Annotated in this window: 12 protein-coding genes; 8 read left to right on the top strand and 4 right to left on the bottom strand. The window is 59.7% G+C overall.

Features of this window, described 5'->3' with window-relative positions; all coding sequences use genetic code 11:
* Positions 1-327: 327 nt before the first annotated feature.
* A complete protein-coding gene (locus tag OHL14_RS06665; RefSeq protein ID WP_263378552.1) occupies positions 328-2,091 on the top strand; it encodes an alpha/beta hydrolase-fold protein in 1,764 nt (587 codons plus the stop codon).
* Between the two features lie 101 nt (positions 2,092-2,192).
* Here the strand turns inward: OHL14_RS06665 and OHL14_RS06670 are convergent, their stop codons facing one another.
* Positions 2,193-3,296, bottom strand: coding sequence for a mechanosensitive ion channel family protein (locus tag OHL14_RS06670; RefSeq protein ID WP_263378553.1), 1,104 nt, complete (start codon positions 3,294-3,296; stop codon positions 2,193-2,195).
* A 187-nt stretch (positions 3,297-3,483) separates the two neighbouring features.
* Between OHL14_RS06670 and OHL14_RS06675 the strand changes: the two genes are divergently transcribed.
* The 6 genes from OHL14_RS06675 (at position 3,484) to OHL14_RS06700 (ending at position 11,166) form a co-directional block, all read left to right on the top strand.
* Positions 3,484-6,291 carry a choice-of-anchor D domain-containing protein gene (locus OHL14_RS06675; protein ID WP_263378554.1) on the top strand — a complete coding sequence of 936 codons (2,808 nt, stop codon included), beginning with the start codon at positions 3,484-3,486 and terminating at the stop codon, positions 6,289-6,291.
* A 112-nt stretch (positions 6,292-6,403) separates the two neighbouring features.
* The gene (locus tag OHL14_RS06680; protein WP_263378555.1) at positions 6,404-7,981 is read left to right on the top strand and encodes a sigma 54-interacting transcriptional regulator; all 1,578 of its coding nucleotides are present in this window, start codon (positions 6,404-6,406) and stop codon (positions 7,979-7,981) included.
* A gap of 18 nt (positions 7,982-7,999) precedes the next feature.
* Complete coding sequence (locus OHL14_RS06685; RefSeq protein ID WP_263378556.1) at positions 8,000-8,224, top strand: hypothetical protein; 225 nt, start codon at positions 8,000-8,002, stop codon at positions 8,222-8,224.
* 2 nt (positions 8,225-8,226) lie between these two features.
* On the top strand, positions 8,227-9,141 hold the full coding sequence (locus OHL14_RS06690; RefSeq protein WP_263378557.1) for a DNA-formamidopyrimidine glycosylase family protein: 915 nt from the start codon (positions 8,227-8,229) through the stop codon (positions 9,139-9,141).
* A gap of 59 nt (positions 9,142-9,200) precedes the next feature.
* A complete protein-coding gene (locus OHL14_RS06695) occupies positions 9,201-9,875 on the top strand; it encodes a class I SAM-dependent methyltransferase (RefSeq protein WP_263378558.1) in 675 nt (224 codons plus the stop codon).
* Between the two features lie 67 nt (positions 9,876-9,942).
* Complete coding sequence (locus OHL14_RS06700; RefSeq protein WP_263378559.1) at positions 9,943-11,166, top strand: vWA domain-containing protein; 1,224 nt, start codon at positions 9,943-9,945, stop codon at positions 11,164-11,166.
* 65 nt (positions 11,167-11,231) lie between these two features.
* Here OHL14_RS06700 and OHL14_RS06705 read toward each other — a convergent pair whose 3' ends face one another.
* A complete protein-coding gene (locus tag OHL14_RS06705) occupies positions 11,232-12,116 on the bottom strand; it encodes a hypothetical protein (protein WP_263378560.1) in 885 nt (294 codons plus the stop codon).
* Between the two features lie 45 nt (positions 12,117-12,161).
* Positions 12,162-12,728 (bottom strand): NUDIX domain-containing protein, encoded by a 567-nt coding sequence (locus OHL14_RS06710; RefSeq protein ID WP_263378561.1) that lies wholly within the window; start codon positions 12,726-12,728, stop codon positions 12,162-12,164.
* Positions 12,729-12,857: 129 nt separating this feature from the next.
* Here OHL14_RS06710 and OHL14_RS06715 point away from each other — a divergent pair, with 129 nt between their 5' ends.
* A complete protein-coding gene (locus tag OHL14_RS06715; protein WP_263378562.1) occupies positions 12,858-14,891 on the top strand; it encodes an alpha-1,4-glucan--maltose-1-phosphate maltosyltransferase in 2,034 nt (677 codons plus the stop codon).
* Between the two features lie 22 nt (positions 14,892-14,913).
* Here the strand turns inward: OHL14_RS06715 and OHL14_RS06720 are convergent, their stop codons facing one another.
* Positions 14,914-15,831 carry an MBL fold metallo-hydrolase gene (locus OHL14_RS06720; protein ID WP_263378689.1) on the bottom strand — a complete coding sequence of 306 codons (918 nt, stop codon included), beginning with the start codon at positions 15,829-15,831 and terminating at the stop codon, positions 14,914-14,916.
* Positions 15,832-15,864: the final 33 nt, after the last annotated feature.

Here is a 15,864-nt window from a genome sequence, read left to right on the forward strand (position 1 = left end):
GTATTGAAAAGGATGGAGTTACACGACGAACGGAGCGAATGCGGTGGCTCGAGCTTTGAGTTTCCGCGGCGTCGTCCATTTGTGCGCGGATTCTTTTCTTCTATCTCTATGTTATCAAGCGGGGCACAGCAAACATGCAAATACTTTTCGTGGCTTAAATGTTTTATTTTGTGTTGTTTGCGAAAGATGCGGTCGCCCTGGGGCTTGACACCTTTTCCCTAGTGAACAGCTCGTCGCCGCGGCAGTTCGGCGATGCATAGAAGCTTTCTATCAACGGCATGAGGTGTCGCATACAGGGGAGCAGCGACTGCTAGGCTTACTAGCAATATGCCCAACCCTTTCAAGCTTTCTCTGGCCGCTCTCGCCTTCGTTGCGTTTCCCTTCTACGGCTTCTCGCAGTCGCCGCTGCGGATTGAGGTGACCGTTCCTTCCGATGCGCCGCTCAATGGGCATCTGATTCTGGCGATTGCGAAGGTTGAGGGAGCAGCGGCTGGTCGGGGTGGGCGTGCCGGTGGTGTGCGGGAGCCAAGGATGATGCTGTCGGAGACGTATACCTCGGCGCAGGGGTTTGGTGTGGATGCGGTCGATGCCGCGCCCGGCAAGCCGCTGGTGGTGGATGCGAAGACGATCGGGTATCCGTTGCCGAACCTTGGGGTACTGCCCGCTGGCGACTATCTCGTGCAGGCCGTCTTCAATAAGTACGAGAGGTTCAACCTGGCCGATGGCCGCAAGCTGCTGCTACCTCCCGACCAGGGCGAAGGCCAGCACTGGAACCGCAAGCCGGGCAATCCCTATAACGAGCCGGTGACGGTGCATCTTGACCCGGCTTCAAAGACCCCGATCAAGATCACGCTGGACAAGGTGATCCCTCCGATTGCGGGGACGGACGACGACCCCGAGGTGATTGCCAAGCGCGATCCTGAGGCAGCGAAGTATCTGAAGTACATGCGATTCAAGAGCGAGAAGTTGAGCAAGTTCTGGGGCCGCGATATGTATCTGGGAGCGTGGGTGCTGTTGCCTGCGGGCTATGACGAGCATCCCGATGCGCACTATCCGCTGGTGGTGTACCAGGACCACTTTCATGCCGGCTCGATTGCATTCAACAGCAAGCCGATGGCTGGCGGTCGTGGACGGCGCGGTGGGGGCGCGGACCGTGGCTATGTGCTGTACCAGGACTGGACGAACGGGACGATGCCACACGTGATTCTGCTGTATGTGCAGAATCCGAATCCGTACTACGACGACTCGTATGCGGTGGATTCAGCGAATGTGGGGCCGTATGGATCAGCCATCAACGAGGAGCTAATTCCGGCGGTGGAGAAGCAGTACCGCGGCATTGCACAGGGATGGGCGCGGGCGACGTATGGTGGGTCGACAGGTGGATGGGAGTCGCTCGCGACGCAGGTGTTCTATCCGGAGATGTACAACGGCGTGTGGTCGGCTTGCCCAGACCCGGTGGACTTTCACGCGTATCAGAACATCAATCTGTATGACGATCCGAATGCGTTCTACCGGCGCGGGGACTTTGGCGAGGTGCCGGTGGGCGGCGATCGCAAGCCGGATGGTTCGCTGACGGCGACGGCTGAGGGTGAGTTCCGGTTCGAGTACGTGCTGGGCACGCACACGCGGTCGACGGAGCAGTGGGCGATCTGGCAGGCGGTGTTCTCTCCGGTGGGAGCGGATGGATATCCGGCCGATGTGCTCGATCCGCTGACGGGCAAGATCGATCCGAAGGTGGTCGCATACTGGCATGACCACTGGGACCTGAATGCAATTCTGCAGCGCGACTGGAAGACGCTGGGGCCGAAGCTCGAAGGCAAGATCCATGTGGCGGTGGGCGATGGGGACACGTACTTTCTGAATAACGCGGTGCATCTGTTACAGAGGTCGCTGGACACGACGAGCGATCCACATTCGGATGCGCAGTTTCAGTACGGTGCGGGGGAGCCGCACTGCTATACCGGTGGGCCGACGGAATACACGATGCAGCAGAACAGTGCGAACTGGCTACAGCGGATTCTGCCGCAGATGACGGCGCATATGGTGGCGACGGCGCCTGCGGGGGCGGATACGAAGAGCTGGAGTTATTAGTGTTGTGGAGCGGAGAGAGTTGTGGGGTTCAACTGCAGGTCTCTCCGCTACGCTGCGCTTCGGTCGAGACGACAAAGTTATGGGTGGGGGTCAGGCTGCTGCTAGATTCGGGGCTTTGCAGCGGCGTCCAGCGGGATGCTGCCTGATGAGCCATCGGGGATGCCGGCGAGGCGGGTGGTGGGCAGGGCTGTTGGGTGGTGTTCGCGAACGTAGGACATCATGGCTTCACGGACGAGGCAGCGGAGGTCGAAGCTTTCGCTGGAGTTGCGGGAGCTCATGAGGCAGCGGAGTTCCATGGATCTTTCGGTGAGGTTGGTGACCTGCAGGCCGAGCACCTTGCCGTCCCAGAGAGGGGAGGCACGGACGATGCGGTCGAGTTCGGCGCGGAGTTCTTCGACGGGGATGGTGTAGTCGACGTAGAGGAAGGCCGTGCCGAGGATGTCGGAGCTTTCGCGGGTCCAGTTGGCGAAGCTGTTTTCGATGAACCAGCTGAGCGGGACGATGAGGCGGCGGAGGTCCCAGATGCGGATGACGACGTAGGCCGAGGTGATCTCTTCGATCTTGCCCCACTCGCCCTGCACGACGACGACATCGTCGATGCGGATGGGTTCGGTCATGGCGATCTGCAGGCCGGCGAGGAAGTTTTCTGCGGTGGACTTCGCGGCGGCGGCGAGGATCAACGAGGCGACGCCTGCGGAGGCGAGCAGACCGCTGCCGTAGTGCCAGATGCGGGGGTCGTTGAAGGTCCAGAGCAGCGCGCCGATGGTGAGGACGATGACGAAGGTGACAGCGATGCGGCGGAAGACGGCGAACTGCGTGTGGACACGGCGGGCCTGGAAGTTGTTTTCGGATTTGAGGTCGTATTTGCGGGTGAGGTAGACCTGCACGACGTACACGATGCCAACGCAGAACCAGCCCAGCGCCGCGACGATGGCGAGCACGAGCCCCTGGCGAATGATGCCTTCGTAGCGATCGGGAAGATCGGGCACAAAGGGCAGAGCGATGGCGATGCAGGTGAGGAGAAAGATGGCCCGCGCGGGGCGGCCGAGGTAGGTCTGCAGGCCCCAGCCGAGGCCGGGTTTGTCCTCCTGGCTTTTGCGCAGGAAGCGAAAGATGACGAAGTGAACGAGGTTCGCGAGGACAAGCGCGGCGCAGAACAGGAAGATGGCGAAGAACCATCTGTGATGCAACTGCAGGGTATGCATACTTTGATCGATCTCCAAAGAAGGTTGGTTATGCCGACCTGCGGCTTCCCTGTTTTGATGCGATTCAACGAGCGGCGACGAGCGGAGTTTCCTCTATTGACAGCTTTAGGTCGTATGCCCTATGTTATCGTTCCGCAACAGAAACTAATTCTGATTCGGAACGAAAATTTGTTCCTGGAGATGTGCCATGCTGCGTTCTTTGGCGATGAAATCCTGCGTTTTCACCTTCGGGCTGGCCTCGGCGCTGGCCCTCACAGCGACGGGCTGCGGCTCGGGCAACAGTTCACAACGCGCCCTGCTGATCAGCGGCGCGCTTGGCTTTACAGCACTGACTACAACGCCAAGCGCGACCCAGACGACCCAGATTGAGAACATTGGAACGCAGACGGTGCATGTCTCTTCGGTGTCGATTACGGGCACGAATGCGGCGGACTTTACGCAGACGAGCAGCTGCGGCGATATTGCTCCGGGAGCTGCATGCAATGTCTCGGTGACGTTTGCTTCGAGCACTGCGGGGAGCTTTCTGGCGTACCTGAACGTGGCGAGCAATGCGGGTGGTGGCGGGTCGCTGCAGGTGGCACTGACGGGGACGGCCACGGTGCCGGTTCCGGGCGCGACGCTCTCGACGACGACGCTGAATGTGGGCTCGGTGACGGCGGGGACCTCGACGACGGCGATGGTCACGCTAACCGATAGCGGCACGGCCCCGCTGACGGTGGGTACGATTTCGCTCTCGGGTACGGGCGCGAACCTGTTTGCGGATACGACGACCTGCGGAGCGACGGTGGCGGTGAACGCGTCGTGCACGTTCAACGTGAGCTTTACGCCGCAGGTACCGGGCGCGTATGCAGCGACGCTGAATGTGCCGAACAATGCGACGGGCGCGCAGAGTGTGTCGCTGGCGGGCACGGCGACGGCGGCGGGGATCACGATCGATACGACGGTGGCCGGGGACTGGAAGATCTCGAACGGCATCCTGAACATCGACTTCGATTCGACGCGCAGCAACATCTGGAGCATGGTGATGGCGGGAACGACGGACCAGCTGGTGGATACGACAGTGACGAACAGCAGCGGGCACCCCTCGGGCTTCTACATGGACAACTCGGGATTTGGAACGGTGACGGGAGTTCCGGGGTACACGAATGTGCCTGCGACGGCAACGACGCCTGCGTATCTCGACTGGTGGGTGACGTATCCGTCGAGCGCGGCGAATGCGTATACGTATAGCGAGCACTGGATCGTGACGGCGAGCGATCCGGGGCTGCATGTTTACTTTGTGGCGAACCATGCGACGACGGACATTGCGGGGAGCATCGGGCAGGTGCAGTGGGTGTTCCGCGATTCGTTGAGCGCGTTTCCGAATACATACTCGGTGGATGCTTCAGTGAACAATCCTGGCGTGACGACGGTGCCGCTGCCGACGGCGGCGCAGGACTTTTCGACCGATCCGGGGCGTGCCGTGCAGGATGCGACGGTTGATCTGCATGGGTTTGCGCTGCCTGCCGGATTTACACGCGAGTTTTATACGAAGTACGACCACGACGGCTATGAGTATCTGCACAAGGCGCATGGTCTGTACGGATCGCAGTACGGGATATGGACGGTGTTTCCGAGCCACGAATCGATGGTGGGCGGGCCGACGAAGCAGGACCTGTATTTCACCGGGAACCTCGACATGATTGAGGCGTACTCCAACCATCTGGACAATCCGCTGACGCTGACGACTGCTTCGGGCACGGCGAGCTCCCGTCTGTTCGGGCCGTTCTATGTGCGGTTCAACAAGCTGGGGACGGCGTTCACCACGACGGGCAACACGCTGGCGACACCGGATGATCTGTATGCCGATGCCCTGACGGCGGGCAACAGCTTTGGAACGTTTTACAACAACGAGGCGCAGTTGCTGACGGCAGGGTATGTGCCGACGACGAACCGCGGCTCGCTCAGCGTGTCGGTAAATGGGATCAGCGGGCTGGGTTCGACGGCGACGAAGGCTGCCTGGGCGGTGCTGAGCGATCCGGGCAAGAACTTTCAGTTCTCGAGCGCGGGAGCGCAGTACTGGGCGGATGTGACGACGACGGGAACGGCGACGTTCAACAATGTGATTCCGGGAACGTATCGGCTGTCGGTGTTTGTGCTGGGGCAGTTTGGCGAGTACCGGAAGGACGGCATTGTGGTGAATGCGGGAGGGACGACGAATGTGCCAGCGGTGACGTTTGTGCCGGAGAACTTCGGGACGACGGTGTGGACGATCGGCACGCCGGACCGCTCGTCGCATGAGTTTCTGCACGGGCACGATGCGAAGGGATTCGACGACAAGGAGTACTGGGGCACGTGGAACTACTGGTCGGATTTTGCGGCGAACAAGGGATCGGTGGTCTATAACGCGACCTCCGGTCCGGCGGGTGCGGCGACGAATGATCCGAACCAGTGGAACTACAACCACTGGGGCACGTTCGATCCGGGTCTGTATGACGCAGCGAACGACACCACCGACAACTACACGCACACGATTCCGACGTACGTAGCTTCGTTGAGCACAGCTGCGGGGACGAATGGTGTGACGACTCGCACGCCGACATGGACCGTGCATTTTGCAACGCCGCAAAATGTGACGAACTACACGTATGCGGTGCTATCGGTGGCGCTGGCCTGCGACTACGGGTCGTATGTGACGACGCTCAACACGACGTCGCGGACCTGGGGGTATCGGACGGGTGTAGCTTCGGACTGCTCGATTCGGAGCGGGCTTTCGGGGTACTACCAGTGGATTGCGCTGCAGTTTCCGATCAGTGCGCTGAACCCGGCGGGGCAGGATAACGTGCTGACGCTGGGCGTGAGCCAGACGTATGGCGCGATGGACGACGCTCTTCGATTTGAACTCACCAACAATCCGGCTACGCCTTCCACAACGGGATGGAGCGACTACGAGTTCGTTCCCACGTCGAGTACGTCGGGGAACATTCCGGCGAACGATTCTGTGGCGAATCCATAGGACTTAGCCGCCAGCTGTTGCATTTTGCGGGGGCTGGCGGCGGTTCTGCTGCGCATTAGGAGGAGCGAGGGGTTGCGACCTTCGCGGCTGACGAACATCTATACTCAGATATATGTCGGAAACCACCCTACCGCGCACACTCGGCCAGCTTCGCTCTTCTGAGTTCACCCCTGAACGCGTCAGCCGCAGCGTGAAGGACGAGATTCGTGACAACCTGATCGTGCGGCTGCGGGAGATTGCTCCCGGTGGTAAGCGCGAGGGCGAGTCGCTCTTTCCGGGCATCGTGGGCTATGACGATACCGTGGTGCCGCAGGTGGTGAACGCGCTGCTGTCGCGGCACAACTTCATCCTGCTGGGACTGCGTGGACAGGCGAAGAGCCGTATTCTGCGCGCGCTGACCACGCTGCTCGATACGCATTGCCCGTATGTGGCGGGATCGGAGTTGCGGGACAATCCGTATGCTCCGCTCAGCAGGTTCAGCAAGGATTTGATTGCCTCCTTGGGCGATGACACGCCGATTGCGTGGATGACGCCGGTGGAGCGCTATGTGGAGAAGCTCGCGACGCCCGATGTAACGGTGGCTGATTTGATTGGTGACGTCGATCCGATCAAGGCGGCACGCAGTGGACATGAGCTCGGCAGCGAGTTGACGATGCACTATGGCCTGCTGCCGCGAGCGAACCGTGGCATCTTCGCTATCAACGAGGTGCCTGATCTCGCGGGCAAGATCCAGGTGGCGCTGTTCAACATCATGCAGGAAGGCGACGTTCAGATTAAGGGCTACCCTGTGCGGCTCGAGCTGGATGTCGCGATCGTATTCAGCGCGAACCCTGAGGACTACACGGCGCGCGGCAAAATCGTGACCCCGCTGAAGGACCGCATCGGTTCGGAGATTCGCACTCACTATCCGGAGAGCGTGGATGAGGCGATCAGCATTACGGAGCAGGAGGCCTGGACGGCTCGCACGTATGCACCGGGCGATACGGCGATCCAGAATATCGTGATTCCGCATTACATTCGCCAGATTGTGGAGCAGATCGCATTCATCGCACGTGAGGACAAGAAGGTCGACAAGCGGTCGGGTGTGTCGCAGCGCCTGCCGATCTCGACGATGGAGCTGGTGCTTTCGAATGCCGAGCGCCGCGCGTTGATGCATGGCGAATCGCTGGTGGTGCCGCGCGTGGGCGATCTTTTCGCTGCGCTGCCGGGCATCAGCGGCAAGATCGAGCTGGAGTACGAAGGCGAGATGAAGGGCGCGGATGTAGTGATCCGCGAGATCATTCGCCAGTCCGTCGCGGCGATCTATGACACGTACTTTGCGGACACAAACACGCAGCAGATCGAGCAGTGGTTCAACCTAGGCGGTGCGGTGGAGTTGAACGACAAGCAGCCTTCGCAGACGGTGTTTACCGAGATGAAGGGTATCCAGGGGCTGATGGAGAAGCTGTCGCCGCTGAAGGTGAACTCGCGCACGCCGGTCGAGGTGGCTGTGTCGGCTGCGGAGTTTCTGCTGGAAGGCATGACGGCGCATAAGAAGATCTCGCGCTCGGAGGCCCGCACGTTCACGGCTGGCGAGAAGCGGCGTCGGAATGAAGATGCTGCGGAGATGGCAAGCCGGATGCGGGATAAGCTGCAGGAGCGGGATACGGATGATCTGCCACGGAATCGGACTCGGCGGGGATTCAATTAAGCCTTACAATCTCATTTCATGTGGGATGAGAACGACTCTTTCGGGCGGTGGTTTCAAGGAGTTCTGGCATTGATCCTTGTGCCGATTGGGCTGGCTGCCGAGTACTACGACTGGACACGGCTGTCTGGGAGCTCTTACCGATACGGTATTGGCGGAATTTTTGGCGGCGCACTTTATCTGGGCTATCGCTGTGCTCGCTACGCTATTACGGGGCGAGGCAACATCAATCGCGATAACTACTAACTATGCCCGAGCTGCCCGACATTACGGCATATCTCACAGCGCTTGAGCCGCGCGTTGTGGGGCGGGTGTTGGAAGGGCTTCGGATTACTTCGCCGCTGCTGTTGCGGACCGCTGTGCCTCGGATTGATACGGTAGAAGGCAAGACAGTGCTGTCGCTGCGAAGGATTGGCAAGAGGATCGTGTTTGTTTTCGACGATGAGCTGTTTCTGGTGCTGCACCTGATGATTGCGGGGCGGCTGCACTGGCGGGAGCTGGATGCCAAGAAGGGGCGGCCTTCGCTGGGTGGGCGGAGCAATCTAGCTGCGTTCGATTTTCCAAATGGCACGCTTACGCTGACCGAGGCCGGAACGAAGCGGCGGGCATCCCTGCACCTGGTGCAGGGTGAGGCGGCGCTGGCGGAGCTTGATCCGGGTGGGCTCGATGTTCTTTCGCTGAGCGAAGAGGCGTTTGTGCAGACGCTTTCGGCGGATAACCGGACGCTGAAGCGTGCGCTGACCGATCCTCGGGTGCTGTCGGGGATTGGCAATGCGTACTCCGATGAGATTCTGTGGGCGGCGCGACTCTCGCCGCTGGCGCAGACACGTAAGCTGAAGGCGGAGGAGTCTGCGCGGCTGTATGCGGCGACGCGGGACACACTGCGGCTGTGGATCGATCGGTTCGACGCAGAGGCAGCGCAGGCGTTTCCGGAGAAGGTGACCGCGTTTCGGCCAGAGATGGCGACGCATGGGCGATTCAACCTGCCGTGTCCGCGGTGCGGGACGCCGATCCAGCGGATTCGGTATGCGGACAATGAGACGAACTACTGCCCTACGTGCCAGACGGGCGGCAAGGTGCTGGCGGACCGCAGCCTGTCACGACTGCTGGGGGCGGACTGGCCGCGGACGCTGGATGAACTCGAGGCGCTGAAGCGGAAATAGCAATATCAATTCTGCTTATATGAATTGCGTATCACATCAGCGAGTCTTATGGTCTAACTATGAGACCGAACAATACGCAAGCCGTCTTCGATGCCACTGCTGCCACCTATGACCGCGACCGGATGAAGCTGATTCCGGGGCATGAGGGGTTCTATGCTGCGGCACTGGAGCTGATTCCTGCGGATGCAAAGACGATTGTCGACCTGGGTGCGGGGAGTGGGTTGTTTTCTGCAATGCTGCATGCGGCGTTTCCTGCGGCGGGGCTGTATCTGATCGATTTCTCAGAGGCGATGCTGGAGCTGGCGAAGAAGCGGCTGGGCGATGCGCCCAATCTTCACTATGTGCTGGCGGACTACTCAACCGTGGCGCTGCCAGAGGCTTGCGATGCGGTGGTCTCGGCGCTGTCGATTCATCATCTTGAAGATGAAGGCAAGCGGGCGATCCTGGGGAACATCTACTCTGCTCTGCGGCCGGGTGGGGTGTTTGTGAACGCCGATCACATTGCGGGGCCGACGGCAGAGCTGGAGGTGACGTATCAGCAGCGGTGGCTGGCTGAGATTCGGCGGCTGGGAGCGACGGAGCAGCAGATTACGGACTCGCTGTATCGGCAGCAGGAGGACCGCCGGACGCCGGCGGAGCTGCAGCTGGCATGGCTGCGGGAGGCTGGGTTTGCGGATGTGGATTGCTGGTTCAAATATTCGAGCTTCGCGGTGATGACAGGCACACGGGCATGACATCGTGGCCGTCTACGCATCCAAGCGAGCCTCCGACCATCTAAGCTAGTAGGTGACGGAGACCTGCATGAAACTGACCCGCTACACGAAGTTCACCGGCGATCTTTCCTCGAGTATTGACCTCGAGGACCTGATGCAGGCGCTGTCTGATTTCCTGCTGGATTCCGGGTTCGACGATCCGTACTCGCCGTTCCAGGCGAATGATGACTCGATGGAGGGCCTGCGGGAGTCGATACGGCAGGCGCTGGAGTCGGGCGAACTGCTGGATGAGGATGCGCAGGAGCATTTCGACAAGCTGGAAGAGCCGCAGGTGGAAGAGTTGATCGACAAGATCATCCAGCGGATGAAGGACGAGGCGTACCTGAACGCAGAAGAGCCTAGCGCAGGCCAAGGCGAGCAGGGTGACGGCGAAGGTGAGGCCCGGTTCGAGGTGACGGACAAGGGCATGGACTTTTTGGGTTTCAAGGCGCTGCGTGAGTTGCTGGGGCCTTTGGGCAAGTCTTCACTGGGTCGGCATGACACGCTGCATGAAGCAGCGGGCGTGGAGACGAATGGCAGCTCGAAGCTGTATGAGTTTGGGGACTCGCTGAATCTCGACATTACGGCGACGCTGAACAGCGTGTTTGCGCGTGAGGGCGGGCCGAACAGCTCGGGCACGATCAACCTGGAGTATAGCGATCTACATGTGCAGCAGGCGGACTATCAGTCGTCGTGCGCGACGGTGGTGCTGCTGGACTGTTCGCACTCGATGATTCTGTATGGCGAGGACCGGTTTACACCTGCGAAGCGCGTGGCGATGGCGTTGTCACACCTGATTCGCACGCAGTATCCGGGGGATTCGCTGTCGCTGGTGCTGTTTCATGATTCGGCGGAGGAGATTCCGATCTCGCAGCTGCCGCGCGTGAAAGTGGGCCCGCACTATACGAATACGCGCGAAGGTCTGCGTGTGGCGCAGAGGATTTTGAAGTCGAGCGGCAAGGACATGAAGCAGATCGTGATGATTACCGACGGAAAGCCTTCGGCGCTGACGATGGAGGACGGTCGCATTTATAAGAATGCGTTCGGGCTCGATCCGATCGTGATTGCAGAGACGTTGGAAGAGGTAGGTCGCTGCAAGCGGTCGGGCATCATGATCAACACGTTCATGCTGGCGCAGGATTTCCAGCTGGTGCAATTTGTGCAGAAGATGTCTGCGATGTGCCGAGGCAAGGCGTATTTCACCACGCCTGAGACGCTTGGGAATTATCTGCTGATGGACTTCATGTCGCGGCGCAGCAAGCACATCAACTGAAGCCAACAAAGACACAACGCCCTCCTTCGAATAACAAGGAGGGCGTTGTTCCACGAGACTGCAACTTACGACAGCTTGGGTGGTCCCGACGGTGGCGTGGGTAGGTTCTTTTTTGCAGCGTAGGCCTCATAGGCAGTGATCAGGTCGTTCATCTCCACCTGCGAGAGAAAACCTTCCTGCACACACTTTTTGAGGGCTGCCTGCTCGTTGGTCCATTCTTCGACGGTGAACAAGGGTCCGGGGATTCCGATTTGAATTAAGGAGCGCAGGCCAGCCACTGTCTGATTGCAGGAGGCTTGAGCTGCGGATGGAGCTGGAGGAGACTTGTAGAAGGCGAGCGCAGACATCGAGACGCCCTTCCCTACCGCGAGGTTTGCCGAGGTACTGGACGCGGCCGGAAGGAGAGTTACCCACTTGTCGAAGATTGCGCCGCTCGACGTGGGGGTGATCGCCGTGATCGTCTCAGCAGTCGAGGTGGTGTTGACGTAGCCGTCGACGTTGGCCTCTGTGGTTGCAGAGCCTGCAGGATTGTCAGGCGCGACTTTCACGAAGGTATCGTTGATCAGCGCACCTGTTGTCTCATTAAATTGATCGATCGTGGCGCCGGAGCCGCCTTCCAAACCGCCGCCTCCAACGGGAACGTAGACCACGAGCACAGATATGTCTGCTGTACCGACGGTGACACTGGGCGGTGGAATTGTGTTCTTTGTGGAACTCTCGCCGCCCTGCGTTCCTCCACTGACGTTTACAAAGGAAAAGTCATACTGAGAGGTTCCTGCAGTGAAAGTGGCAGGCTGGACACCGGCCTGGAAGGTATCACCGGCAGATAAAGTTCCGCCGGACAGTGTTTGAAGCGATTCAAAGCCTCCTGAGGAAGATCGTGGCTGACGCGTGTGGGGCCCGCTGGCGAAGAAGACGTAATCGTACGTTAGCTTGGGCATAGCAGCCATGCTGCTCCGCCGTGGGTATCTCGTCAAGATTTTTTTGCGTTAAATTTAGTGGCTCACCGCAGCGTACTGTCGATCGCGCCAGATGCGGTAGACGCCCCATGCAGAGACGGTGCAGTTATCCCGGATACGGCCGTCGAGGATCATGGATTCGAACTCTGTCACGCTGACGCGATGGACGGTCATGCCGTGCTCTTCGGGCTCACGGTTGGTCTCTCCCTGCGTGAGATCTTCGGCGAGATAGATGTGGTGCAGCTGGCGCATGGCACCGTAGGCGATCCAGAGGTCAGTGAGCGGGGTCATCTTTCCGGCACGTAGGCCGGTCTCTTCGGCAAGTTCTCCGCGCGCGAGCTCTTCAGGGATGACATTGCCCTGCTCCCAGCCACCCTGCGGAAGTTCGAAGTAGCTTTCTCCGACGGTGTAACGGAACTGGTGGACGAGCCAGAGGAACTCACCATCAGGAGTCTTCTCAAGAGGGATGACGATGACGGCTGGATCTTTGTCCAATACCCCATACATTCCTCGGTGGCCGTCGGGATATTCGATGATGTCCTCGCGGACGCGGGACCATTTGTTCCGGTAGACCTCGCGGCTGCTGATGGTGCGGATCGTCATGCTCTTTCCTCAGACTTCATGGTATGCGAACGGCATAGCTTCGCTCTGCATCTAAAACGGTGTAAGGTGGAGAGCGCGATTGCAGCCACCATCCCCCCTGAATTATTTGCATAGGAGTATGTCCCGGTTATGAAGCCACAAGAAGGTCGCAAACGAGTCATCATTGAAGAGATCCAGCCCAGCGTCGATGCGGGCCGCTATCCTGCCAAGCGCGTTCTCGGCGACCAAGTGGAGGTGACCGCTGCGATCTTCGGCGACGGACACGATCACCTGGGAGGACGGCTACTGTTTCGACACAGCTCGGAGCGCACGTGGCAGAACCAGTACTCGACGTTCAAGGAGATGGGCAACGATCTGTGGTCGGCTAGCTTTACGGTGGACCGTGCGGGCTTGTGGTACTTCACGATCGAGGCGTGGGTGGACCACTTCGACACGTGGCTGAGTGATTTTGGCAAACGGCTTGCGGCGCAGCGGGATTCCGAGCAGGACATACCGCTGGCTCTGGAGATTGGTGCAGGTCACCTTGAGACTCTGAGCAGCCGTGCGAAGGGCGATGATAAGAAGCTGCTGAAGGAAGCGGCGACGAGTTTGCGAGGATTGGCTGCGGAGAAGTGGGCGACGTATGATCTGCCTCTCGTGGGAACGGCTGAGGGTGCGGGGATGCTGCAGTCCTCGGTTATTGAGACGGCGGCGAAGTATCCGAACCTGCCTTTTGCGACGCGCTATGAAAAGGAGATTCCGCTGTGGGTGGATCGCAAGCGCGCGCAGTACTCGAGCTGGTATGAACTGTTTCCGCGATCGTGTTCACCTGTCGCCGGACAGCACGGCACGTTCCGCGATGTGGAGGCTCGCGTGCCGGAGATTGCGGCAATGGGGTTCGACGTGCTCTATCTGCCGCCGATCCATCCGATTGGCGTGAACTTCCGCAAGGGTAAGAACAACGCGGTGAGTGCGCAGCCGGGTGATGTGGGCAGTCCATGGGCTGTAGGCGCTATCGAAGGCGGGCATACGGAGATTCTGCCGGAGCTCGGCACGTTTAATGATTTCGATGCGTTGTTGAAGACTGCTAAGCAGAACGGCATGGAACTGGCCCTGGATATTGCCTTCCAATGCGCGCCGGATCATCCGTGGGTGAAGGCGCATCCGGCGTGGTTTATCCAGCGGCCCGATGGCTCGATTCAATATGCGGAAAATCCGCCGAAGAAGTACCAGGACATCTATCCGCTGAACTTTGAATCGAGCGACTGGCGCGGGCTTTGGGATGCGTTGTACAAGGTGTTCAAGTTCTGGGTCGACCGTGGCGTACGCATCTTCCGCGTAGATAATCCGCATACCAAGGCGCTGCCTTTCTGGGAGTGGTGCATCGCGGAGATTCACGAGACGGCGCCGGATGCGTTGTTCCTTGCTGAAGCGTTCACACGTCCGCACGTGATGTATTCGCTGGCAAAGGGGGGGTTCACGCAAAGCTATACCTATTTCACGTGGCGCAACACGAAGGCGGACCTGCAGGAGTATTTCGAGGAGATATGTAACGCGCCGGTGGCTGATTTCTTTCGACCGAACGTGTGGCCGAATACGCCGGACATCCTTCATGCTCAGCTGCAGATTGAAGAGCCGGTGGAGCGGCGGTCGATGTTTATGCAGCGCGTGATCCTGGCGGCAACGCTTTCGGCGAACTATGGCATCTATGGGCCGTCGTACGAGTTGTGCGACTGGAGACCAGCGAAGCCGGCTGCGGGTAAGACGAGCAGCGAAGAGTACATGGACAGCGAGAAGTATCAGATTCGGGCGTGGGACTTGAAAGATCCTATCTCGATCGCTCCCTTGATTATGCAGCTAAACCAGATACGCAAAGCTAACGTGGCGCTGCAGGCGAACAGTGGGCTGCATTTTCACGATGCGGAGAACGATCAGATTCTCTGCTATTCGAAGACGACGGCGGATAAAGCGAACTCGATTCTTGTGGCGGTGAACCTGGATGCGAAGAACGAGCAGGCGTGTTTCGTCGAGCTCGATCTAGTGGCGCTGGGGCTGCAGGAGGGGACGCCGTTCGAGGTGGAAGACCTGCTGACTGGGGCGAGGTATGAGTGGAACGGGACGCGCAACTATGTTGCGCTGAAGCCCGCTCTGCCTGCGCATATCTTCCGCATCAATAGAACGTAATGCGAGTGCGAAGCTCGCAGGTTCATTGCCACGCGTGCGGCAGTGAGCCTGCGGGCTTTCCGGACTTGATCTCTGCGTAGATGATGCCTATGTGCTGCGACATGTCCGGTCGCGTCCAGTTCGCATCGCGCTGCGGCAATGTAACCTTGAGCTGGTTCAATGGCAGATTGATCTGAGCTTTCACGGCGGCATAGAGGTCGCGGAGGAACGTGGCCTGACCCGTGACGATCTCAACCCCGCCAGCCGCGCCGTGGCCGGGCAAAACAATCTTCGGGCCCAGAGCTGCGGCCTTGCCTAACACCTTCGGCCAGTTGGCTACGTTGGCATCCCACAGCTTGTTGCGCGGGCCATTCACGGCGGCGTCGCCGGTGCAGAGGATCTTCTCTTTGGGTAGCCACACGTAGCCATCGCCCTGGGTGTGTCCCCAGCCGAGATGCAGGAAGTCGACCTCGCGATGGCTGTCTCTGAGTACGAACTTTCGTCCTTTGAACACCTGCATCGGTGGCTGCACAGCCGGCTCGTGGAGGGCGCGCACATCCTCGCGCTTCTCCATCGCAGCTTGCCAGCGTTGCGGCTCATAGCGAAGCATCTCGTTGCGCACGCCGACGTACGCGAGGGTGGTAGCTCCGGCCTTGGTCCAGAGGGCGTTGCCGTAGGCGTGGTCGCCGTGGGCGTGCGTGTCGAAGACGTACTTAACGGGTTTGGGCGAGAGCTTCGGGATCTCGTCCATGAGTTCGCGCGTGCGACCGGGATAACTCGGATCGACCAGCACGAGATAGGTATCCATCTCAATCAGAATGGAGTTGCAGTAGCCCGCGTGGGCATCGCCTTCGAGAAACCATACGCCCGGCGCGACCAGCTTTGGCGGCAGCGACTGAGCCGAGGCCACGCCGGACGCAGTGATTATCAGGGCTATTACCGTCCGCAGCAATCGATGCATCACAAAAAGACTCCACTTGTACTATTCTCTTCT

Origin of the sequence: Granulicella paludicola, from assembly GCF_025685545.1 — a bacterium.
Lineage (GTDB): Bacteria > Acidobacteriota > Terriglobia > Terriglobales > Acidobacteriaceae > Granulicella > Granulicella paludicola.

Excerpts from the sequence above, each read along its gene's own strand:
- OHL14_RS06680 (WP_263378555.1), top strand. The coding sequence starts at position 6,404 with ATGTCGGAAACCACCCTACCGCGCACACTCGGCCAGCTTCGCTCTTCT.
- OHL14_RS06700 (WP_263378559.1), top strand. The coding sequence starts at position 9,943 with ATGAAACTGACCCGCTACACGAAGTTCACCGGCGATCTTTCCTCGAGT.
- OHL14_RS06710 (WP_263378561.1), bottom strand. The coding sequence starts at position 12,728 with ATGACGATCCGCACCATCAGCAGCCGCGAGGTCTACCGGAACAAATGG.
- OHL14_RS06695 (WP_263378558.1), top strand. The coding sequence starts at position 9,201 with ATGAGACCGAACAATACGCAAGCCGTCTTCGATGCCACTGCTGCCACC.
- OHL14_RS06670 (WP_263378553.1), bottom strand. The coding sequence starts at position 3,296 with ATGCATACCCTGCAGTTGCATCACAGATGGTTCTTCGCCATCTTCCTG.
- OHL14_RS06720 (WP_263378689.1), bottom strand. The coding sequence starts at position 15,831 with ATGCATCGATTGCTGCGGACGGTAATAGCCCTGATAATCACTGCGTCC.
- OHL14_RS06690 (WP_263378557.1), top strand. The coding sequence starts at position 8,227 with ATGCCCGAGCTGCCCGACATTACGGCATATCTCACAGCGCTTGAGCCG.
- OHL14_RS06685 (WP_263378556.1), top strand. The coding sequence starts at position 8,000 with ATGTGGGATGAGAACGACTCTTTCGGGCGGTGGTTTCAAGGAGTTCTG.
- OHL14_RS06675 (WP_263378554.1), top strand. The coding sequence starts at position 3,484 with ATGCTGCGTTCTTTGGCGATGAAATCCTGCGTTTTCACCTTCGGGCTG.
- OHL14_RS06665 (WP_263378552.1), top strand. The coding sequence starts at position 328 with ATGCCCAACCCTTTCAAGCTTTCTCTGGCCGCTCTCGCCTTCGTTGCG.
- OHL14_RS06715 (WP_263378562.1), top strand. The coding sequence starts at position 12,858 with ATGAAGCCACAAGAAGGTCGCAAACGAGTCATCATTGAAGAGATCCAG.
- OHL14_RS06705 (WP_263378560.1), bottom strand. The coding sequence starts at position 12,116 with ATGGCTGCTATGCCCAAGCTAACGTACGATTACGTCTTCTTCGCCAGC.